Consider the following 22,670-nt stretch of genomic DNA (forward strand, 5'->3'; position numbering starts at 1 on the left):
AATGACGGGTTTCGCGGCCGCGTCATGCTTCGTTGCTATCGAAGGGTCTTTCGACCCGGTTGTTGTACTGAGCCTGCGTTCCTTTCCCGCTCTTCAGTGAGCGTTCGAACCGTGCAGGTAGAGACCGGCGGCACCGATCACACCCAACTGCCCGTGGTCCATCAGACGTACCGGTACTTGCTGGAGAAAGGCGCGCATAACGCCCTTGTTGAAGAACCTGGTGGCGAAGCTGCTGGCGAGGAGGCGGTCGCGAACCTGGGGCAGGATGCCGCCCGCAAGGAACACGCCGCCACGGGCGCCGTAAAGAAGGGCGAGATCGCCGACGAAACTGCCGAGCAGGCCGCAGAAGACATCCAGCGCTTCCACCGCGGCGGGGTCGTTCCCGTCGAGGGCGGCGCGCGTGACATCGGCGGGCTCGGTCAGCGTCGCGGGCGTGCCGCGCAGCGTCGAAATGGCTTCATAGAGGTTGACGAGACCGGGGCCCGAGAGGGCGGTCTCATAGGAAACGTAGTCGCGACCGCGAGCGAGTTCGCCGAGGATCGCGACCTCGCGCTCGTTGCCGGGCGCGAGGGAAATCTGGCCGGCTTCGGTCGGCAGCACGGTGGCGTGCGGCGCTCCCGGAAGGAGCACGGCGGAGCCCAGGCCCGTGCCCGGCCCCATGACGAGGATCGGACCCACGGCCGGCGTGGCGGCGGTCTCGATGATCGGGGTGGTCTGGTGGTTTTCGAGGAACTGGCAAGCGTAGGCGACGGCTTCGAAGTCGTTGACGACGGCCAGGCCCAGCAGCCCGAGGCTCTCGCGGATGTCACCGATCGAGACCGGCCAGGGCAGGTTCTCGTTGACGATGGCGTCGCCAAGCACGTAGCCCGCGCTGGCCACGGCGCAGTGTTCGATGGGCTGCTGTACGTCCAGCCGGCCAACGAAATCCTGCAGTACGGCGGTCAGGCTGGGCCAGTCGGCGCAGGCATAGCGTTCATAACGCAGCACGTCGATCGCGGTGGAGCCGGCGGCGCGACGGACCAGACCGATACGGGCATGCGTTCCGCCCACGTCGGCGGCGATGAACGCCGCGGAACGCGAAGCACGCACGATTTCCCGCTGTTTGGCCGATTCGCCCACACCCTGCCCCTTTATGACGGTCACGCCCCTGACTGAGGCGGAGTCTGTGAGGCGAATGACAACGTTGTCAACAGGACAAATGGCTAGGACATCCTTCATTTCATCCCGCGCCGCAGCAGGAAACGTTTGCAACGCCGCGCGTTCTGCCTCCCGCCCCGGCGTGGCGCGCCCTGTGGCATGGGGAAACCACGAGCGATCAGGGGTTTGACGCGCCGCGACATCGAAAGTCAAAAAGCGGCACGGCCTCGAGAGGTCGGCGTAAATGGCCAATTGACAACGTTACGCACACGAGTCAATAAAGGCGACAAATCGGGGCGTATCCAGCGGTGCCGCCGTCCGGATACCGAATACAACACGAGGGGAAAGCACCCATGTCATCTACGACGGTCGACGTCACTCAGACGCGGCAATCCAGCCTGGTACCGATGATCATCATCGGTGTCCTGTTCTTCATCTTCGGCTTCGTCACCTGGCTCAACGGCCCGCTGATCACGTTCGTGAAGCTCGCCTTCAATCTGGACGACGTGGGTGCCTTCCTCGTTCCGATGGCGTTCTACCTGTCGTATTTCTTCCTCGCCCTGCCCTCGTCCTTCATCCTGAAGAAAACCGGCATGAAGAAAGGCATGGGCCTCGGACTGTTCGTCATGGCGATCGGCGCGGTGCTGTTCGGCCAGTTCGTCACCATGCGCGTGTATCCGGGCGCGCTGACCGGCCTGTTCGTCATCGGTGCGGGCCTTTCGCTGCTGCAGACGGCCTCCAATCCGTACATCTCCATCCTCGGCCCGATCGACAGCGCCGCGCAGCGCATCGCCTTCATGGGCATCTGCAACAAGGTGGCCGGCGCGCTCGCGCCGTTCGTCTTCGGTGCGGTGGTGATGAGCAATATCGGCAGCTTCGACAAGCAGATCGCCGCCGCGGGCTCGCCGGGCGAGAAGGACGCGCTGCTCGCCGCGTTTGCCGCCAAGGTGCACATGCCGTACATGGTGATGGCCGGCCTGCTGGTCGTCCTCGCTATCTGGGTGGTTCGTTCGTCGCTGCCTGAAATCAAGCCCTCCGGCGCCAATTCCGAGCGCGCGATCGGCCATGCGAAGGGCAGCATCTTCAGCTTTCCGCACCTGTGGCTCGGTGTGCTCTGCCTGTTCGTCTACGTCGGCGTGGAAGTGATGGCCGGTGACGCCATCGGCACCTACGGCCAGGGCTTCGGCATGACGCCGGAGGACACCAAGCACTTCACCTCGTACACGCTGTTCGCCATGTTGCTGGGCTACATCGCCGGCCTGCTGCTGATTCCGAAGTTCGTCTCGCAGCAGAAGTACCTCGCGCTATCGGCCATCCTCGGCGTGATCTTCTCGATCGGCACCTACCTGACCACCGGGTATACCGCGGTCGGTTTCGTCGCCGCGCTGGGCTTCGCCAACGCCATGATGTGGCCGGCGATCTTCCCGCTGGCGATCAAGGGCCTCGGCGCCCTGACCGAGTTCGGCTCGGCCTTCCTGATCATGGGCATTGCCGGCGGCGCGATCATCCCGGTGGCCTTCGCCCACCTGAAGCAGAGCCACGACTTCCAGGCCGTGTTCCTCTGCCTGATGGTCCCCTGCTACCTGTACATCCTGTACTACGGCGCGGCCGGCCACCGGGTCGGTCAGCACATCAAGGACTGACGTCCGCCTTCGCTACGTAACGGCCATCCGCTAGGATGGCCGTCTTGCTATTGAGGGTCCGAGATTGCGTAGCCCTACCATCAAGGACGTGGCCGAGCGGGCCGGCGTGTCGCTCAAGACCGTCTCCCGCGTCATCAACCACGAGCCGTCCGTTCACGCGCGTACCCGTGACAAGGTGCAGCGCGCCATCGATGCCCTCGACTACCAGCCGGACCAGGCGGCGCGAAGCCTGCGCAGCGCCCGGACTTACGCGCTGGGCCTGGTCTACGACAACCCGAACGCCCACTACGTCATCGCGATGCAGAACGGCGTGCTGTCGGTGTGCCGGGAGCGCGGTTTCGGCCTGCAGATCCACCCCTGCGACTCGTCTGCGCCCAAGCTGGCCGAGCAACTGTGCGACCTGGTGCGACGCAACCGCCTGGCCGGGCTCGTGCTCGCCCCGCCGATGTCCGAGCAACCACGGCTGCTGGCGACCCTGACCGAGCACAAGATCCCCTTCGTGCGGATCATCTCCGCCCGCCAGGATCCGAAGGACGGCTGGCCTTGCGTCTTCGTCGACGACCGCGACGCCGCCTATGCGATCACCGAGCACCTGATCCAGCTCGGCCACCATCGCATCGGTTTCCTCTGGGGCGGCAAGGAACATCGTTCCAGCCCCGAGCGCTACCAGGGCTACGAAGACGCACTCCGTGAGTACGGCCTGCCGGTCGACAAGAAGCTCGTGGTCGAGGGCGATTACTCGTTCGACGATGGTTTCCGCGGTGCGCGCAAGTTGCTCGCGCTGAAGGAACCGCCGACCGCGATCTTCGGCTCCAACGATGAGATCGCCGCCGGTGTGCTCGCCGCGGCGCGCTCCGGCGGCGTCGATGTGCCCTGGGAGCTCTCGATCGCCGGCTTCGAGGACAGCCCGTTCTCGAAGCAGTCGTGGCCGGCGCTGACCACCGCGCGGCAGAACACCGAGGAGATCGGCCGTCACGCGGCGCAGCGGCTCATCGCCGAACTCGAGCGCGATGGTGACGAGCACATCATCGAGAACGAGGGCTTCAGCCCCGATCTCGTCGTACGTGGATCGACGGCGCCGCGGCGGTTGTGAGCCTGACCACAGGCTCTTAACGTCGATCGTTATATTCTCGTTGGGTTGTCCGCGCCGCGTCGTGCTTCGATGCATCTTGCCGGCAACCCCACGAGTCCCTTCAACGGACCGTTCGAGCGCCGCTTTCATGCGTTGCGCACCTTTTCCCCTGGGCGGTCGACACCGGCTTCGTGCGCGTGTGTCCGCCTGTGCGACAGGAGCACGATCCATGCACGACAACGCCGGGCACGATGCCCATTTCGGTTGGTTCAACCGTCGCCGCCAACACCTCCAGCCCGATGACCTCACCATCGTCGATGAAGCCATGCTCAAACGTGCCGTTGGCGCGGCGGCGCTGGGCAACGCGATGGAATGGTTCGACTTCGGCGTATATGGCTACCTCGCCGTGACGCTCGGCCATGTGTTTTTCCCCGGCGGCAGCCCGACGGCACAGGTGATCGCAACCTTCGCCACGTTCACTGTCGCGTTCCTCGTGCGTCCCGTTGGCGGACTCGTCTTCGGGCCGCTCGGTGACCGCTTCGGCCGTCAGCGCGTACTCGCGGCGACGATGATCATGATGGCACTGGGCACGTTCGCCATCGGCCTCATTCCCAGCTATGAGCGGATCGGCCTATGGGCCCCGGTGATGTTGTTGCTTGCACGCCTGATCCAGGGCTTCTCGACCGGTGGCGAATACGGCGGCGCGGCAACCTTCATCGCCGAGTATTCGACCGATGCACGACGTGGCCAGATGGGTAGCTGGCTCGAGTTCGGCACGCTGGGTGGTTACATCGCCGGTGCCGGTGCGGTCACGGCGCTGACGTCCTTGCTCACTGCGACACAGATGCTCGACTGGGGCTGGCGCGTGCCCTTCCTGATCGCCGGGCCACTCGGCCTGCTCGGCCTCTACATGCGCATGAAGCTGGAAGAGACCCCTGCATTCAGGGCGCATGCCGAGGCGATGGAGGCCACGGGCGACACGCCGCGCGTCGGTGTCAGGGAGTTGGTGGCGGTGCATGGACCACAGCTGCTGAAATGCATCGGTCTCGTCCTCGTGTTCAACGTAACCGACTACATGCTGCTTACGTACATGCCGAGCTACCTGACGGTGACACTGGGCTACAGCGAGGCGAAGGGGTTGCTGCTTATCCTCATCGTGATGCTGGTGATGATGCCGCTGAACATCGTCGGTGGTTTCTTCAGCGACAGGCTGGGGCGCCGGCCCATGGTCATCGGCGCTTGCGTTGCGATGTTCCTGCTGGCGATTCCCTGCGTGATGCTGGTCGGAACCGGCAACGACCTGCTGATCTTCGCGGGACTGATGGGCCTCGGCGTAGCCTTGACGTGCTTCACCAGCACGATGCCTTCGACCCTGCCTGCGCTGTTCTACACGCCGGTGCGTTACAGCGCGCTGTCGATTGCATTCAATGTGTCGGTGTCGCTGTTCGGTGGCACGACGCCCCTGGTCACCGCGTGGCTGGTCGAACGTACCGGCGATCCCCTGGTCCCGGCGTACTACCTCATGGGCGCCGCGATGGTCGGCGTCGTCACGATGCTTTTCGTGCGCGAAACGGCCGGCCTGCCACTACGTGGTTCGCCGCCTGCGGTCGCGGACTATGGCGAGGCGAAACAATTGCTTGCGGGCGATGCACCCCTGACCGTCGACGATGTGTTGCCTGGACGCGATCAGGCGACCGTCATGACGCCGATGGCGGCGACCGCGACGGCCAACCCGAGCCAGTTGAGCCAGGACAGCTTCTCGCGGAATGCCAGCGCGCCCACGAGCGCGCCAAGCAGCACGACACCGAGGTTCATCGAAGCGAACACCAGCGAAGGGTCGTTCGGCAGCGCCTGATGGCCGCGAATGTAGAACAGGATGTTGGCGAAGTTGGCCGCGCCGAGCACGACGCCGAAACCGATACTGCGCAGCGACAATGCCGCCTGGCCCGTGATCGCACGCACGAACACGGCGATCCAGCACAGCACCAGCGCGATGAGGAACGAAGCGAGCAGGGCGCTGGGGAAGGGTGCGTGCGCCTGGGCGACCAGCTTGAAGCAGATATCGATGGCACCGAAGCCGGCGAAGACCGCCAGTGGGGCGAGCCAGCCTGCGCGTTCGACGCGTTCCTTGCGCCAGAGGATGCAGGCGACGGCGACCAGGGCGAGAACGATGCCGAGGATCTTCAGCGGCACCAGCGCTTCGCCGAACAGCAGGAAGGCGGCCGCCAGAGAGAGGAACAGGGAGAGCCGCTGGGCCACGTCGGTGCGGACGATGCCGGCGCTTCTCACCGAGCGGGCGAGCATGACGAAAATGGCTGGCAGAAGGATGCCGAGCAGAATCAGCGGTGTGCGTGCGTCCGATTGCAGGGCTGCCTGTGGCCTTGCGCCGAGCAGCCACATCGCCAGCCCTGCGGCCACGATGTAGTTGGTGGCAACCGCCTGGACGATGTCGACGTTGGCCCGGCGCGCGAGCTTCAACAGGACCGAGACGGCGACGCTGAAGGCGACGGCGAGGAGGATGTAGCTCATGGGCTGGGGTTTATACGGTGGGGCGAAGGTGGCGAGTTTCGCATGAAGCATCGCCGCTGAAGCGGCTCCCACACGAAGCATCGCCGCTGAAGCGGCTCCCACAGGAGGCATCGCCGCTGGAGCGGCGCCCACAGGGCATCGCCGCTGGAGCGGCGCCCACAGGGCATCGCCGCTGAAGCGGCGCCCACAGGGCATCGCCGCTGAAGCGGCTCCCACAAGGGGGCATCGCCGCTGGAGCGGCTCCCACAGGGGGGCATTGGCGCTGAGGCGGCTCCTGCAGGTCTGGCCGGTGTGCGGGCTTTATGTGGGAGCCGCTTCAGCGGCGATGGGTGCTAGCGACCGAGCTGCGACGCTTCGCGCGCGAGCGCTTCGATGGCGGCGTAGTCGCCGGCGGCCAGCAGATGCGCCGGCGTCAGCCATGACCCGCCCACGCAAACCACGTTCGGCAACGCGAGGAACTCGGCCGCGTTGGCCAGGCTGATCCCGCCCGTCGGGCAAAACGTGATCTGCGGCAACGGGCTGGCCCAGGCGCCAATCAGCTTGCTGCCGCCGGCCGGGACGGCCGGGAAGAACTTCTGGAAGCGGTAGCCGCGCTCGAGAAGGTTCATCGCCTCGCTGGACGTTGCAGCGCCCGGCAGCAGCGGTAGATCGTGGTCGGCGGCGGCATCGAGCAGGCGCGGCGAGCTGCCCGGCGAGACAGCGAACTTCGCGCCGGCCTTGTACGCCGCTTCGAGATCGCGCGCGGTCAGCACCGTGCCGACGCCGACGAAGGCACCTTCCACTTCCGCGGCGATTGCACGCACCGCATCCAGCGCGGCCGGCGTACGCAGGGTGACCTCGATCGACGGAATGCCACCGGCCACCAGCGCGCGCGCCATGCCGACGGCCTTCGAGGCGTCGTCGATGATCACCACGGGGACCACGGGCGCCAGGCGCAGGGTGGCTTCGACGAGTTGCTGCTTCGCTTCGTTGCTCATCAGGTACTGCTCCGGAAGATCAAAAGACGCCCGCACCGAGATCGGCCGTGACGGCGGACTGGCGGAACATGGCGAAAAGCTCGCGACCCATGCCGGTGTGGTGCATGGCGAGGTCGATGTTGTCGGGAGTGCGGCTGTTCCACTCACTGGCCTCGACCAGGACTTCGATCGTCCCGGCCACGGCATCCAGGCGCACGAGATCGCCTGTGCGGATGCGCGCGATGGGGCCACCGGCTTCGGCTTCCGGGGTCACGTGGATCGCCGCCGGCACGCGGCCCGACGCGCCGGACATGCGCCCGTCGGTGAGCAGGGCGACACGGTGTCCGCGGTCCTGAAGCAGGCTCAGTGTCGGCGTGAGCTTGTGCAGCTCGGGCATGCCGCGCGCACGCGGACCCTGGAAGCGCACGACGGCGACGAAATCGCGATTGAGCTCGCCGCGATCGAACGCGGCTTTCACGTCGTCCTGTTCGTCGAACACGATCGCCGGCGCTTCGATGATCATGCGGTCGTCGGGCACCGACGAAACCTTGATCACGCCGCGGCCCACGTTACCCGAGAGCATGCGCAGGCCACCGTCGTGACGAAACGGTTCGGCGATCGAACGGAGCACGCCGCGGTTGCCGCTCTCTTTGGACACGCGCTGCCATGTGAGCGCATTGCCCTGCAGATGAGGGACATGGCGATAGGCCTCGAGACCATGGCCCATGATGGTGTTCACGTCGCCGTGGAGCAGGCCCGCATCGAGCAACTGGTCCATGAGGAAGGCCATGCCACCGGCTTCATGGAAGTGGTTCACGTCCGCATAGCCGTTCGGATAGACGCGTGCCAGCAGGGGCACGACGGCCGAGAGCGCGTCGAAATCGTCCCAGCGCAGCTCGATGCCCGCGGCACGCGCGATGGCGACGAGATGCAGCAGGTGGTTGGTCGAACCACCGGTGGCATGCAGGCCGACGACGCCGTTGACGATGGAGCGCTCGTCGACGATGCGACCGATCGGCATGTAGTGCTCGCCGAGGCAATCGTTGGCCAGCACGCGCTCGACGGCAGCCGCCGTGAGCGCTTCGCGCAGCGGCGTATCCGGTGCTTCGAAGCTGGCGCCCGGAATATGCAGCCCCATGATCTCCATCAGCATCTGGTTGGAGTTGGCGGTGCCGTAGAACGTGCAGGTACCCGAGCCATGGTACGAGCGTGCTTCCGCATCCAGCAGTTCGGCACGCGTGGCCTTGCCCATGGCGAAGGCCTGGCGGACCTTGGACTTTTCCTCGTTGGGAATGCCCGAGGGCATCGGACCCGACGGCACGAAGGCGCTGGCGAGATGACCGAAGCTCAACGCGCCGATCAACATGCCCGGCACGATCTTGTCGCATATACCGAGGTAAAGCGCGCCTTCGTACATATCGTGCGAGAGCGATACGGCCGTGGCCATGGCGATGAGGTCGCGCGAGAACAGCGACAGCTCCATGCCCGGGCGGCCCTGGGTCACACCGTCGCACATCGCCGGGACGCCACCGGCGACCTGCGCCGTCGCGCCGAACGTGCGGGCGGTGGCGCGGATGCGCTCGGGATAGCTTTCGTACGGCTGGTGCGCGGAGAGCATGTCGTTGTACGAGGTGACGATGGCGATGTTCGCGGCATGGCCGTTACGCAACGCTTCCTTGTCGTTCTCGGTGCAAGCGGCGAAGCCGTGGGCGAGGTTGCCGCACGACAGGTGGTGGCGCTTCGCACCCTTGCCGCGCGCGCCTTCGATTTTCGCCAGGTAGGCGGCGCGCGAGACGTGGCTACGCTCGACGATTCGCTGAGTCACCTCGGCGAGGATGGGGTGGATATTCATGGCAGTTCCGCGTGGCTACGTAGTGGGGTCGCCGGCCCCCGCCGGGGCGACCCGGGCCGCGCGTATCGCGCACGGCACGTTGGCTTCAAGAGTTCAGGGGAAACCGCAGGCTCAGGGCGACCAGTACACGTCGACGGCGACGCGATCCTGCTTGAACACCGCGGCGATCGGGAAATCCTCACCGGCGATGGCCTTGCCGAGGATGTCCTTCTTGTCGTTGCCTTCGATGTGCAGGTAGAGCGCCCGCGTGTCGAGCACACGCGGCAGGCTCAGCGTGATTCGCGGCTCGCCCGCACCTTCGGCGCGCATCGACAGCACGCTCTGCTTACCGTCGAGGTCGAGCGCCTGGGTGAGATGGTCGCCGCCCGGGAAGAACGAAGCGGTATGACCGTCCGGACCCATGCCTAGGATGACGACATCGAACGGCTTGCCGAGTGCATCGACACGCTGGCCGACGTCCGCCAGCGCGGCGTCGACGTCGTCCCCGTGCGCCTTGTCGAACAGCGGCAGGAAGCCGGCGACATGCGCTTCGTGGGCGATCAGGTGCTGCTTGACCAGCGCCGCGTTGGAGCGATCGCTGGTTTCGTCCACCCAGCGTTCGTCGACCAGGGTGATGGTGACCTTGGACCAGTCGATTTCCTGCTCGGCCAGCACCGCGAACATCAGCTTCGGCGTGCCGCCGCCACTGACGGCGATACTGGCCTTGCCACGCGCCTTGACGGCGGCGTCGAGCTTGCCGGCGATATCCTTGGCCAGCGTATCGCCCAGGGTCAGGCGATCGGCGAATTCATGGCGATTCACTTTTGCGTTCATCAGGCGGCATCCTCGGCCCAGGTACGGCCATCGCGTTCGATGAGCGCCACGGCGGCGCTCGGGCCCCAGGTACCGGCGGTGTAAGGCTTGGGCGTCTCGCCGCCGCCTTCCCAGGCCTGGAGGATGGGGCCGGCCCAGTTCCACGCCGCCTCGACTTCGTCGCGACGCATGAACAGGGTCGGATTACCGCGCACCACATCGAGGATCAGGCGCTCGTAGGCATCCGGCTGCTGGATACCGAACGCTGCGGCGAAGCTCATGTCGAGCGGTACGTGGCGCAAGCGCAGGCCACCCGGGCCCGGGTGCTTGATGGTCAGCCACAGCTTCACGCCTTCGTCTGGCTGCAGTCGCAGCGTGAGGCGGTTGGGCAGCAGCGGACCGTTGGCCGGATCGAAAATGGAATGCGGCAAGGCGCGGAAAGTCACCACGATCTCGGACACGCGGCTGGGCAGGCGCTTGCCGGTGCGCAGGTAGAACGGCACGCCGGCCCAGCGCCAGTTACCGATCTCCGCCTTGAGGGCGACGAAGGTTTCGGTCTTGGACTGGTCGCTGCCCAGTTCGTCCAGGTAACCCGGAACGCTCTGGCCCTCGGCTGCGCCGGCGCGATACTGGCCGCGCACGGTGAGCTGACCGGCGTTGCTGGCATCGATGGGACGCAGCGAACGCAGCACCTTGAGTTTCTCGTCGCGCACGGCGTCCGGCGCCAGCGACGACGGCGGCTCCATGGCGAGCATGCACAACAACTGCAGGATATGGTTCTGGACCATGTCGCGCAGGGCGCCGGCACGGTCGTAGTAGCCGGCGCGATGGCCGACACCGACGGTTTCGGCGACGGTGATCTGCACGTGGTCGATGTGCTGCGCATTCCACAGCGGCTCGAACAAGGCGTTGCCGAAGCGCAGCGCCAGCAGGTTCTGCACCGTTTCCTTACCGAGGTAATGGTCGATGCGGTAGGTCTGCGATTCGCTGAAGTAACCGGCTACCGCGTCGTTGATCGCGTTGGCGCTCTGCAGGTCGCGGCCGATCGGCTTCTCCAGCACCACGCGTGAGCGTTCGCCATTGAGGCCCAGTGAGCCCAGACGCTGGCAGATGTCGGTGAAGATGTCCGGCGAGGTCGACAGGTAGAACACGCGGATGTGGGTGGGCTGGCCGGCCATGAGGGCCGCGAACTCGTCCCAGCCGTCGGCCTTGCGGGCGTCCAGCGAACGGTAGCCGACCATCGCGATGAAGGCGTCGAGCTGGGCCTTGGCGACGTGCGCCACGCCTTTCTCGATGGCGGCGCGGACCTGCTCGCGGTAGCCGGCGTCGTCCAGCCCTTCGCGCGCCACGCCGATGATCCGGCTGCTCGGCTGGATCTGGCCGTCGACGAACCGGTGGTACATGGCAGGGAGGAGCTTGCGGACGGCGAGGTCGCCGGTGCCGCCGAAAATGACCAGATCGAAGGGCTCGATCGGCAGGAGTTGTGCGCTCACGACAGTGGCCTGTTCAACGTCGAGGGGAGATGCCACCGGATCGTACCAGTGACATACCAGGTCATACCAGCCCCGTACCAATCGCCGCGGCGATTCGCCACCATTCACCGCATGATGACGCAACGGAAACGTTTGCGTAGCCCATTTGGATCGTGCAAACGACTGTTTGAATCCGGCGGTGGTATGGGCAGACTTGCACGCGCTTGCCGCAGTGGTCGGGTATTGGTATCTTCCGGGGATGGAACTCGCCCTTGTCGCCGAATACCAGCGCCTGCAACACGATCCGGCCGCCCGGCTGCCGCTGGCGTACATGCGCCTGCGCCGGGCCATCCGCAACGTGATCGAGAACGGCGAGGTACAGGTCGGCCACGCCCTGCCGAGCGAACGCGACCTGGCCAGGGCCCTCACCCTGTCCCGCGTCACCGTGCGCAAGGCCATCGGTGGCCTGGTCGAGGATGGCCTGCTCACCCAACGCCACGGCGCCGGCACCTTCGTCTCCGAGCGCATCGTCAAGCCGCTTTCGCGGATGACCAGCTTCACCGAAGATCTTCGCGCCCGCGGCCTGAACCCGCGTTCGGAGTTCTTCGAGCGCGCGATCGGCGAAGTCACCCCCGAGGAATCCATGGCGATGAACCTGTCGCCGGGCACCCAGGTGGTCCGCCTGCATCGCCTGCGCTACGCCGGCGACGAGCCGCTGGCGATCGAGCGCAGCGCCGTGCCGTTGTCGCTCCTGCCTGACCCCAACCTGGTCGAGGACTCGCTATACGAGGCCCTCGACAAACTGGGCAACCGACCGCTTCGTGCCTTGCAGCGACTGCGCGCCGTGGTGCTCGGTCCGGCACAGACGCGCTTGTTGCGCCTGAGCGCCGGCAGCGCGGGACTCAGCATCGAGCGCCGCAGCTTTCTCGACGACGGCCGGATCGTCGAATTCACCTGTTCCTGGTACCGCGGGGACATCTATGACTTCGTCGCCGAACTGCAAAGCGACTAACGAGCCAACCAGACCATGACGATCCAGCCGCAAGACACCCTGATGTTCCGCGAAGCGCATGAGACCGCCGAGGTCGTCGAGCGGCAACTCGCCCACAACGAAACCGTGATCGGCGCCCTGGCCGAGCGGCTGCGCGCCCATCCGCCGCGCATGGTCATCACCTGCGCGCGCGGCAGTTCGGATCACGCGGCCATGTACGCCAAATACGTGTTCGAGACCCAGCTCGGCGTCGTCACCGCCTCGGCCTCGCCGTCCGTCACCTCGATCTACCACGCCGCGCAGCGCCTCGACGGCGCGCTCTACGTCGCCATTTCGCAGTCCGGCAAGAGTCCCGACCTGGTCCGCAACGCAGAGGCCGCGAAGAAGGCCGGCGCCTATGTGGTCGCGCTCGTCAACGTGGTCGATTCGCCGCTGGCGGATGTCGCCGACGTGGTCGTGCCGCTGCATGCGGGACCGGAAACCAGCGTCGCCGCGACCAAGAGCTACCTCGGCGCGCTGTTCGCCATCCTGCACATCGCCGCGCGCTGGAGCGGCAAGCCCGAGATCGCCGACGCGATCACCGCGCTGCCGGGGCAGCTTCGCCATGGCTGGGACGCCGACTGGTCGGCACTTACCGACGGCCTGGTGGACGCGCACAACCTGTTCGTCGTCGGCCGTGGCTTCGGCTTCGCCGGCGCGCTCGAAGCCGCGCTCAAGTTCAAGGAAACCTGTGGCCTGCACGCCGAGGCCTTCAGCGCGGCCGAAGTCAAGCATGGGCCGATGGCCCTGGTCGGTCCGCATTTCCCCGTGCTGTTCTTTGCCCAGAACGACGACACCCTGCCTGGCGTGCTCGAAGTGGCCGCCGAATTCCGCAAGCGCGGCGCCAAGGTGTGGGTCGCCGCACCGGGTGCCACGGGCGACGACATCCTCCCGCTGGTCGCCACCGCGCCGATCGCCGCGGTGCTCGTCACCGTGCAGAGCTTCTATCGCGCCACCGCCGCGCTCGCGCTGCGTCGTGGCTTCAATCCCGACGTTCCGCCGCACCTGAACAAGGTGACGGAAACCGTCTGATCTTCGGAGTTTCCTCGTATGACCCTCGCGCTCGTCAACGGCCGCGTCCTTACCGATAACGGATTCCAGGGTGGCTTCGCCGTCCTTATCGACGATGGAAAAATCACCGGGCTCGCGCTGCCGTCCGATCCGCGCGTGCGCGCGGCCGAACGCCACGACCTCGGTGGACGCACGCTGCTCCCCGGCTTCATCGACTGCCAGGTCAATGGCGGCGGCGGCGTGTTGTTCAACGATGCGCCAACCGTCGACGCCATTCGCCGGATCGGCGAGGCGCACGCGAAGTTCGGCACCACCGGCTTCCTGCCCACGCTGATCAGCGACGACGCCGAGGTCATGGCGAAGGCGATCGATGCGGTGAACGAGGCCGTGGCCCAGGGCGTGCCGGGCGTGCTCGGCATCCACCTCGAAGGCCCGTTCATCGCGCCCGAGCGCAAGGGCGTGCACGATCCGGCCAAGTTCCGTATCGCCGACGCCAGCGACGTGGCGATGGTCGCGCGCCGCCACGGTGGCGTCACCCTGCTCACCCTGGCACCCGAGCGCGCCAGCGCCGCCGTGCTGCAGGAGCTGGTTGCCAACGGCGTGATCGTCGCCGCCGGGCACACCGCCGCCGACTACGACACCACGCGCAACGCGCTGGCCACCGGCATCCGCGGCTTCACGCACCTGTTCAACGCGATGACCCCGTTCACCAGCCGCGAACCCGGCGTCGTCGGCGCGGCGCTCGAGGATCCGGCCAGTTGGTGCGGCCTGATCGTTGACGGCCACCACGTCCATCCGGCGTCGTTGCGTGTCGCCATCGCGGCGAAGGCACGCGAGAAGATGATGCTGGTGACCGATGCCATGCCGCCGGTGGGCTCGGACGATCCGACCTTCGTCCTCAAGGGCGAGACGATCACCGTGAAGGACGGCGTCTGCCAGACCGCCGATGGCACGCTGGCCGGCTCCGCGCTGGATATGGCCACGGCCGTGCGCAACACCATCAACATGGTCGGCGTGCCCTACGACGAAGCCGCACGCATGGCTTCGACCTATCCCGCCGCCTTCCTAGGCCTCGGGGCGACGCATGGCCACATCGCCGCCGGCTACCGTGCCGACCTGGTCGTGATGGACGACAGGCATGAGGTCGTCGAGACCTGGATCGGTGGCGTTCGCGTGGTCGGCTGACCTCGCCTGAGTTGTTAAATCCGCGTGACATGAACCCGGCGGCCCGCTAGAGTGGCGCCGTTCGGGTGTCCCGACCGGCGTTCGCCGGCGGGATGAAACGGGAAGCCGGTGCGTCGTCCGACGACTATTCCGGCACTGCCCCCGCAACGGTAAGCGACAGGAAGACCTGAAGGTCTTCCGGGAACCGGCCAACGCCACTGCGCAAGCGGGAAGGCGCCGGATCCCGCCACCACCCGTGGCTGACGTGAGTCCGGAGACCGGCCCGATGCATTCGCCTCGCGACTATCGCGGGGCGTCTTCTGTTGGGCGATTCGCGGAGGGCGAATCCGGACAGCGTTCCGGGTCGATCCGTGCCCGCATGCCGTTCGCCGTTTGTCCTCCGTGTCGCCTGTAGCGACGCAAAGACATGGCCGCGCGAATGCGGCCGAGGAACCGGCTCCATGAAGAAGACCCTGCTCGCGATGGCCCTGCTGTCGTCCATCGCCGCCACCCACGCGGCCGACGCCCCCGCCGACCGGCTCGACCCGGTCGTGGTCACGGCCAACCGCGGTGCCACGCCACTGGACGAAGTGCTCGCTCCGGTCACGCTGATCACCCACGACGACATCGAGCGCCTGCAGCCGGTCAGCGTGCAGGATCTGCTTACGGGCCTGCCGGGCATCGTCATGGCGAACTCGGGTGGTATCGGCCAGCAGACCTCGTTGTTCATGCGCGGCACCAACTCCTCGCACACCCTGGTCCTGGTCGATGGCGTCCGTGTCGGCACCGTGGGCGCCGGCATCCCGGCCTATGAGCAGCTGCCGGTGGACCAGATCGACCACATCGAGATCGTCCGCGGACCGCGGTCCAGCCTGTATGGCTCCGACGCCATCGGCGGCGTGATCCAGATCTTCACCCGTCACGGCCAGGCCGGCGAAGCGCCGACCCCGTCGTTGTCGGTCACCGGCGGCAGCCACGGCTATACGGACGGCCAGTTCGGCCTTTCCGGCGGGACGCAGCACAGCTGGTACAACGCCAGCCTCGGCGGCCAGTACACCTCGGGGATCAACGCCTGCCGCATCGGCGCGGCCGCAGCCTTCAAGGGCTGCTTCACCGACGAGCCCGACCACGACGCCTACCGCTCCTATAACGGTGCTCTCTCCGGCGGCTACCGCTGGGACAACGGCACGGAACTGACAGGCAGCTGGCTGCGTAGCAAGGGCGACATCGAGTACGACGGCGACTACCAGAACCTGACACGCCGCTCGCAGCAGGTCGCCGGCACCAAGCTCGCCTTCAATGCGCTGGACAACTGGCGCATGTCGATCAGCCTGGGCCAGAACCAGGATCGCGCCGACAACTACCTCAATGGCGCCGACAAGACGCTGGACTTCGTGCACTACGGGGTCGACAAGGCGCGCGTGGGTTACCTGTACTCCAAGCGCAACCAGGCTTCCTGGCAGAACGATCTCACGCTCGCCGCGGGCCAGACCCTGAGCGTCGGCGTGGATTACCAGCAGGAGAAACTGAAGAGCGATACGGATTACCTCAAGGACACACGCGAGAACACCGGCGTGTTCGCCCTGTACCAGGGCATCTTCGGGGCCAATGAGATCCAGCTCTCCGCGCGCCACGACCACAACACGCAGTTCGGTAACCACACCACCGGTCAGGCGGCGTACGGCTTCCGCTTCGACAACGGCATGAAGGTCACCGCCTCCTACGGCACCGCCTTCCACGCACCGACCTTCAACGACGAGTACTACCCGTACGGGGCCCCGGTGAACCTGAGTCCGGAAAAGTCGCGCACGGCCGAGATCGGCCTGTCGGCCCGCCCTGGCATCTGGAACTGGGCGGTCAACGCCTACCAGACCCGGGTCAGCGACCTGATCGGCTTCGACACGAACTTCCTGCCGATCAATGTCAGCAAGGCGCGCATTCGTGGCCTGGAAGGACAGCTGGGCGCGGACGTGGACGGCTGGCACCTGCGTGCTTACGCCACCCTGCAGCAGCCGAAGAACCGCGACAGCGGCGACGAGTACGACAACCTGCTGGCCCGTCGCCCCAAGCGCACGGCGCGCGTGGACGTGGATCGCGACCTCGGCGCGTTCACCGTCGGCGGCTCGGTCTACTCGGCGGGCTACAGCTACGACGATGCGGCCAACACGACCCGTGTGGGCGGTTACGCGACGACCGACCTGCGCGCCACCTGGCACGTGGACAGCGACTGGAGCGTACAGGGTCGCCTGGCCAATGCGTTCGACCGTCGCTATGAGACGGCGGCGTATTACAACCAGCTGGGGCGTACGTATTATCTGACTGTTCGCTATTCGCCGGCGCGTTGAGGCGAAACCCATCGCCGATGAATCGGCTCCCACATGTGAACCGGCTCCACGTGTGAACCGGCTCCGCACGTGAATCGGCTTCCACGTGTGAACCGGCTCCGCATGTGAACCGGCTCACATGGAGTCGGCTTCCACAGGGAGGCCACCACCCTGCAGGGGTCAGGCAGGTCTGGTGTGGGAGCCGATTCATCGGCGAGCTCTTTGCCGATCGAAGCCGATAGATTCGGTTATTGCCTCGATATAAATGAACACGGCACCCCTGCCTTCCGGCAGGGCCCCCACTAAAGGCACACGCGACGCCGTCGCTCTGACGTCATAAAGTCCACGGGCGCGGGTATGCTTCCCGCGATCACAGGGAGTGTCGTGAACTTTTTCGCACCATTTATTCGCCGGCCGATCGGTACGTCGCTGCTCGCGGCGGGGCTGACCCTTGCCGGTGCGATCGCATACATGCTGCTCGGCGTGGCGGCGCTGCCCTCGATCGAGGTGCCGGCGGTCTTCATCCAGACGCAGATGCCGGGCGCGAACGCGCAGACCATGGCGTCGACCATCATCGCGCCCCTGGAACGCCACCTCGGCCAGATTCCGGGTGTCGACCAGATGTATTCCAACAGCTCCGAAGGGGCTGGCTTCGTTCGTGTCCGTTTCACCATGGACCGCAGCACCGACGCCGCCGCGCGCGACGTGCAGGCGGCCATCAATGCCGCCGCCGCCGACCTGCCGGCCGGCATGCCCGTGCCACCGCAGTACTTCAAGTTCGATACCGGCCAGATTCCCGTCCTGCTTGTCGCGTTCACCTCGAAGACGATGCCGCCGGACAAGCTCTTCGATGTGGTCAACACGCTGATCATGCCCAGCATGAAGCAGATCGATGGGGTCTCTCGCGTACAGGTGTTCGGCGGCACGCCGCACGCGGTACGCATCGAACTGGACACCAACGCGCTCGCCGCCAAGCAGCTCACCGCCAACGACGTCTCCAACGCGCTGAACGCGGCCAACGTGAATTCCCCGCAGGGCGTGCTGTCCGACGGCCACACGCAAATGACGGTGACCGCCAACGACGGCCTGCGCGATCCGAAGGATTTCGCCAAGATCCTGATCGCCGTGCGCAACAATGTCCCGGTGCGCCTGGCCGACATCGCCAAGGTGTCCAGCGGCGAGCAGGACCAGTACCAGGCGGCGTGGTTCCAGGGCGATCGCTCGGTCACCATGCAGATCAGCAAACGGCCGGAAGCCAATTCCATTGCCACTGCCGAGGCGATTCGCGCCGCCTTGCCGCGCTTCCAATCGACTCTGCCCGCCGACGCCGTGGTCACGCCGATCTTCGATCTCACCCAGACCACCCAGTCGGCCCTGCACGAGGTCAAGGTCGCGCTTCTCATCAGTATCGTGATGGTGGTGCTGGTGATGATGGTGTTCCTGCGTCGCCTCGGACCGACCCTGATCGCCACACTGAGCGTGCCGCTGTCGCTGGCCGGCGCGTTCGTGGTGATGTGGATCCTGGGTTACACCCTCAACACGATGTCGTTGATGGCGCTGGTGCTGTGCATCGGCTTCGTCGTCGACGATGCCATCGTGGTCATCGAGAACATCGTCCGGCACATGGAGAGCGGGTCCGGCCCGATGCCGGCCTCGCTCGAAGGCGTACGCGAGATCGGCTTCACCGTCGTCTCCATCACGCTGTCGCTGATCGCCGTGTTCGCGCCGTTGCTGTTCGGCAACAACATGGTCACCAAGCTGTTGCGCGAGTTCTCGGTGACGCTCGCCGCCGCCGTGCTGATCTCGGCCATTGTCTCGCTGACCCTGACGCCGGCGCTGTGCGCCAGGTATCTCAAGCACGACGAAGCCGACCGCAAGGTAAGCCGTTGGGAGCGCGCGCTCGAGCGCTTCGACCGCGGCCTTCTCGGCGTGTACCAGCGCGCCCTCGACTGGGCGCTGCGGCATCGGCGAATCATGCGCTGGCAGCCGTTGATCCTGCTGATCGCCACCTTCGGCCTCGGCTTCGCCGTGGTGAAGACCGCTGGCGGCAATTTCATGCCCGACGAAGATACCGGCATGCTGCAGGCCGAGGTCACCGCGGACGCGAACATCTCGCCCGACGAAATGTCACGCCGACTCAAGCGGGTCGGCGAAATGATGCAGAACGATCCCACCGTCGCCGACGTGACGACCATCCTCGGCAGCGGCAACGACGGCGCAGCCGTCGGCAACTCCGGCATGATGTTCATCGATCTCAAGCCGAAGGGCAGCGGTCCGGGGCAACGGAAGGAGTCGATCAAGGAGATCATGGATCGGCTGGGCAAGGACTACGAGAAGCTCTCCAATATCCAGGTCTTCATGAGCCCCGTGCAGTTCCTCGGCGGCGGCGGCAACAACGGCAACCGCGGCCAGTACTCGTTCCAGCTGATCAGTACCGGCGGCGAGACCCTTCAGCCCTGGGTGATGAAGCTCGTGCGCAAGATGCGCACGGTGAAGGGATTCAAGGATGTCGGCAGCGACTTCGACGTGGTCGGCAAGCAACAGATGCTGCAGGTCGACCGCGATGCCGCCGGGCGTCTGTCGGTCGGCATGGGCATGGTCGATTCCGCGTTGTACAACGCCTTCGGTCAGCGCCAGGTCTCGATCATCTACTCGGACATCAACCAGTACTGGGTGGTGCTCACCGCTGCCGCGGCGCAGACGCTGAGCCCCGATGCACTGCTGAATACGTACGTGAAGAGTGGGACAGGCGTCATGGTGCCGCTGTCCGCCATGGCGAAGATCGCCCCCGTGGCCACGCCCACCTCGATCACCCACCAGAACCAGCTCGAATCGGCCGACATCACCTATAACCTCGAGCAGAAGATTTCGGCGGACAAGGGCAACACCATGGTCGAGGAGGCCGTGCGCCAGCTCAACCTGCCCGAAGGCATCCGCATGGACTTCACGGGCGCGAACCAACGCCTGAAAGACGCGCAGTCCAACGGCATGGTGCTGCTGGTCGGAGCGATCCTCGCGGTGTACATCGTGCTGGGCATTCTCTACGAGAGCCTCGGCCATCCGTTGACCATCATCTCGACCTTGCCGGCGGCGGGCGCGGGTGCCTTCCTCGCCATGCTGGTCACACAGACCCAGCTCACCCTGATGGCGATCATCGCGGTGTTGTTGCTGATCGGCATCGTGAAGAAGAACGCCATCCTGATGGTCGACTTCGCGCTCGTCGCGCAACGCGAGCACGGCATGTCGCCGGTGGAAGCGATTCGCCAGGCCGCCTTGGTGCGCTTCCGTCCGATCACCATGACCACCCTCGTCGCGATGGGCGCGGCGCTGCCGCTGGCGATCGGCTTCGGTGTCGGCTCGGAGATGCGCAGGCCGCTCGGCATTGCGATCGTCGGCGGACTGCTCGTATCGCAGTTGCTCACCCTGCTGAGCACGCCGGCCATCTATCTCTGGAACCACGATCGCAAGATCCGCGTGGCGCGGCGCAAGCATCGTCGCGTGCTGAAGCGCCGCTACAAGCGCTGGCTCAAGATCCGCAAGGCGAGAAAGGCCTGAAGCCACCGCTCGTTGTAGGAGCCACCGCTCGTTGTGGGAGCCGCTTCAGCGGCGATGGGTGCTCGCAACGCCCCGGCCCGCTGACGCGGGATCGCCGCTGAAGCGGCTCCCACATGGCGCGTCGCGAATGCATCGGCTCCGCACCGGTTCCCCCTGGTGGCGTTACGCCACCGGGTCCGCCGCGGCGAGGGGCGGTGGCGTGGCGGGCAACATGTGTGCCTTCTTCCAGCTTCCGCGGCGGTAGTACACGGTGGTGATCGCCAGCGAGACGAGCGAGCCGACAGGGAAGCTCCACCAGATCGCGTCCGCACCGATGACCGGCTCGAGCAGCGCGGCAAAGGGATAGCGCACCAGCCACATCGAGATGATCAGCACCACCAACGGCAACATGACCGCACCGGCGGCGCGTACGACGCCGAACATCACGAAGGTCACGCCGAACAGCAGGAAGGACCAGACCACGATGTGGTTCAGATGCTGCGCGATGCCGATCGCCGGACTGTCGCTGCCGAGGAAAAGCACCAGCGCGGCGCGGTTGAACAGGTAGATGACCAGCACCAGGGTGCCGGTCAACACGAGGTTGGTGAGCACACCCGCGCGGCCGATACCGGTGACACGGTCCCAGCGCTTCGCCCCGACGTTCTGCGCGACCATCGACGATACGGCGCTGCCGATCGCCAGCGCGGGCATCTGGATATACGTCCACAGTTGCGAGGCGGCGCCGAAGGCGGCGGTCGTCTGCGAGCCGTGGCGGTTGACCAGCGACATCATGATGATCGCCGACGACGAGATCACCACCATCTGCGCACCCATCGGCAAGCCCTTGGCGAGCAGGCTCTTCAGGATGGCGGGGTCGGGCACCAGCAGGCGCAGTTCGTGGCGGTGGATGCACAGGAAGTACTTCTTCCGATACAGCCACACGAGCAAGGCGAGCAAGGTGGCCGTCTGTGCGATCAGGGTCGCCACGGCGGAACCGGCGATACCCATCTTCGGTACCGGACCGAGACCGAAGATGAAGAGCGGGTTGAGCGCGATATCGAGGATCACCGATATCAGCATGAACACGAAGGGCGTGCGCGAGTCACCGGCGCCACGCAGCGTCATGCCGAGAAAGGTGTAGAGATACATCGCGGGGAGCGCGACGAAGATGATCCGCAGGTATGCGATCGCGTAGGGCTGCGCGTCGTGCGGCGTGCCCATGGCGCGAAGCATCTCCGGCGTGGCGATGAAGCCACCGATGGCGACGAGCAGCGAGATGGCGACGAAGAAACCCAGGCCCGTGCCGACGACCCGCCGCGCTTCGGGAATATCGTGCGCGCCGACCGTCTGCCCCACCATGATCGTCGTCGCCATGCCGATGCCGAAAACCACACCCAGCAGGAAGAACAGGATCAGGTTGGCGTTGGCTGTGGCGGCGAACGCGGCCTCGCCGAGGAAGTGACCCACCCACACCGCGTTGATGGACGCGTTCAGCGATTGCAGCACGTTCGCGCCGAGGATCGGCAACGAGAAGAGCAGCAGCGTGCGGGCAATCGGACCTTCGGTGAGCGCGGCGCGGCGATTCGGGGGCGTCACGCCTCACCGCCCGCACGCGCGGCGAGATGACGAACGTAGTCGCGGATATCCGGCGGCCACGCTTCGGTCAGCGCATCGAAGCGCGTGCGTTCGCTGCGATGGAAGGCACGCGAGGCTTCTTCGTAGTCGGGCAGGTTGCCGGCCAGCGCCATCATCACCCGGTCCACCGCCTCGCTCGCCTGGCGCAGGCGATCCGCCGGCGCTTGTTCCCGGCTCGCGGTCTCGACCAGGCGGCGCAGGGCGACGGACGCACCGCCTGGTTGCGCCGCGAGCCAGCCCCAGTGTCGGGGCAGCAGGGTTACTTCACGCGCCACGACGCCGAGTTTCGGACGCCCGGGCCCGCGCTTGGCGGCCGGCTCGCCACCTGGCAACCTTGCCAGCACGTCGTGGGTGGGACCGCGGTAGTCGATATCGACGACCCGGCCGGTGCTGTCGTCGTAGATGATCGGCGACGCATCCGGCTGCGCGTCGAGCAGGAGCTTGCAGCGCTCGACCACGGCGGCGAGCGATCCCGCGGCGAGGCGCGTCATGCCATGGAAGGCAACGAAGGTGGTCATG

Annotated in this window: 15 protein-coding genes, 1 pseudogene and 1 riboswitch; of the genes and pseudogenes, 8 read left to right on the forward strand and 8 right to left on the reverse strand. The window is 66.2% G+C overall.

Features of this window, described 5'->3' with window-relative positions:
- Window positions 1-93 precede the first annotated feature (93 nt).
- Window positions 94-1,119, reverse strand: coding sequence for a glucokinase (gene glk / locus VM621_RS19220; RefSeq protein ID WP_325470636.1), 1,026 nt, complete (start codon window positions 1,117-1,119; stop codon window positions 94-96).
- 371 nt (window positions 1,120-1,490) lie between these two features.
- On the opposite strand from glk, the gene VM621_RS19225 reads away from it, so the two are divergent.
- The 3 genes and pseudogenes from VM621_RS19225 to proP all read left to right on the forward strand — a co-directional run.
- Window positions 1,491-2,780, forward strand: a complete 1,290-nt coding sequence (locus VM621_RS19225) for a sugar MFS transporter (protein ID WP_325470577.1) — start codon at window positions 1,491-1,493, stop codon at window positions 2,778-2,780.
- Window positions 2,781-2,844: 64 nt separating this feature from the next.
- Window positions 2,845-3,873: a LacI family DNA-binding transcriptional regulator gene (locus VM621_RS19230; RefSeq protein WP_325470578.1), complete on the forward strand. Its 1,029-nt coding sequence runs from the start codon at window positions 2,845-2,847 to the stop codon at window positions 3,871-3,873.
- A 208-nt stretch (window positions 3,874-4,081) separates the two neighbouring features.
- Window positions 4,082-5,569 (forward strand): annotated as a pseudogene (proP, locus tag VM621_RS19235) (glycine betaine/L-proline transporter ProP); the annotation flags it as partial.
- Here proP and VM621_RS19240 read toward each other — a convergent pair.
- The 5 genes from VM621_RS19240 to zwf form a co-directional block, all read right to left on the reverse strand.
- Window positions 5,539-6,381 carry a DMT family transporter gene (locus tag VM621_RS19240; protein ID WP_325470579.1) on the reverse strand — a complete coding sequence of 281 codons (843 nt, stop codon included), beginning with the start codon at window positions 6,379-6,381 and terminating at the stop codon, window positions 5,539-5,541. The pseudogene proP and the gene VM621_RS19240 overlap by 31 nt on opposite strands.
- Window positions 6,382-6,713: 332 nt before the next feature.
- The gene (gene eda, locus VM621_RS19245; RefSeq protein ID WP_325470580.1) at window positions 6,714-7,358 is read right to left on the reverse strand and encodes a bifunctional 4-hydroxy-2-oxoglutarate aldolase/2-dehydro-3-deoxy-phosphogluconate aldolase; all 645 of its coding nucleotides are present in this window, start codon (window positions 7,356-7,358) and stop codon (window positions 6,714-6,716) included.
- 19 nt (window positions 7,359-7,377) lie between these two features.
- Window positions 7,378-9,189 carry a phosphogluconate dehydratase gene (gene edd / locus VM621_RS19250; RefSeq protein WP_325470581.1) on the reverse strand — a complete coding sequence of 604 codons (1,812 nt, stop codon included), beginning with the start codon at window positions 9,187-9,189 and terminating at the stop codon, window positions 7,378-7,380.
- Between the two features lie 111 nt (window positions 9,190-9,300).
- Window positions 9,301-10,002: a 6-phosphogluconolactonase gene (gene pgl, locus VM621_RS19255; protein ID WP_325470582.1), complete on the reverse strand. Its 702-nt coding sequence runs from the start codon at window positions 10,000-10,002 to the stop codon at window positions 9,301-9,303.
- Window positions 10,002-11,474: a glucose-6-phosphate dehydrogenase gene (zwf, locus tag VM621_RS19260; protein WP_325470583.1), complete on the reverse strand. Its 1,473-nt coding sequence runs from the start codon at window positions 11,472-11,474 to the stop codon at window positions 10,002-10,004. The genes pgl and zwf overlap by 1 nt, the downstream gene beginning before the upstream one ends.
- 238 nt (window positions 11,475-11,712) lie before the next feature.
- Here zwf and VM621_RS19265 point away from each other — a divergent pair, with 238 nt between their 5' ends.
- From VM621_RS19265 to VM621_RS19285, 5 genes are all read left to right on the forward strand, one after another.
- Window positions 11,713-12,465, forward strand: coding sequence for a GntR family transcriptional regulator (locus tag VM621_RS19265; RefSeq protein WP_325470584.1), 753 nt, complete (start codon window positions 11,713-11,715; stop codon window positions 12,463-12,465).
- Between the two features lie 15 nt (window positions 12,466-12,480).
- On the forward strand, window positions 12,481-13,515 hold the full coding sequence (locus tag VM621_RS19270; RefSeq protein ID WP_325470585.1) for an SIS domain-containing protein: 1,035 nt from the start codon (window positions 12,481-12,483) through the stop codon (window positions 13,513-13,515).
- Between the two features lie 18 nt (window positions 13,516-13,533).
- A complete protein-coding gene (gene nagA, locus VM621_RS19275) occupies window positions 13,534-14,679 on the forward strand; it encodes an N-acetylglucosamine-6-phosphate deacetylase (RefSeq protein ID WP_325470586.1) in 1,146 nt (381 codons plus the stop codon).
- A 46-nt stretch (window positions 14,680-14,725) separates the two neighbouring features.
- Window positions 14,726-14,959: riboswitch (cobalamin riboswitch) on the forward strand.
- Between the two features lie 160 nt (window positions 14,960-15,119).
- Window positions 15,120-17,003 (forward strand): TonB-dependent receptor domain-containing protein, encoded by a 1,884-nt coding sequence (locus VM621_RS19280; protein WP_325470587.1) that lies wholly within the window; start codon window positions 15,120-15,122, stop codon window positions 17,001-17,003.
- A 363-nt stretch (window positions 17,004-17,366) separates the two neighbouring features.
- Window positions 17,367-20,537 (forward strand): efflux RND transporter permease subunit, encoded by a 3,171-nt coding sequence (locus tag VM621_RS19285; protein WP_325470588.1) that lies wholly within the window; start codon window positions 17,367-17,369, stop codon window positions 20,535-20,537.
- 162 nt (window positions 20,538-20,699) lie between these two features.
- Here VM621_RS19285 and VM621_RS19290 read toward each other — a convergent pair whose 3' ends face one another.
- Both VM621_RS19290 and VM621_RS19295 read right to left on the reverse strand, forming a co-directional pair.
- Window positions 20,700-22,112, reverse strand: a complete 1,413-nt coding sequence (locus VM621_RS19290) for an MATE family efflux transporter (protein ID WP_325470589.1) — start codon at window positions 22,110-22,112, stop codon at window positions 20,700-20,702.
- Entirely contained in the window at window positions 22,109-22,669 is a 561-nt protein-coding gene (locus VM621_RS19295; protein WP_325470590.1) for a DUF2239 family protein, read from the reverse strand. The genes VM621_RS19290 and VM621_RS19295 overlap by 4 nt, the downstream gene beginning before the upstream one ends.
- Window position 22,670 lies beyond the last annotated feature (1 nt).

The sequence above is a fragment of the Luteibacter sp. genome, from assembly GCF_035539195.1.
Lineage (GTDB): Bacteria > Pseudomonadota > Gammaproteobacteria > Xanthomonadales > Rhodanobacteraceae > Luteibacter.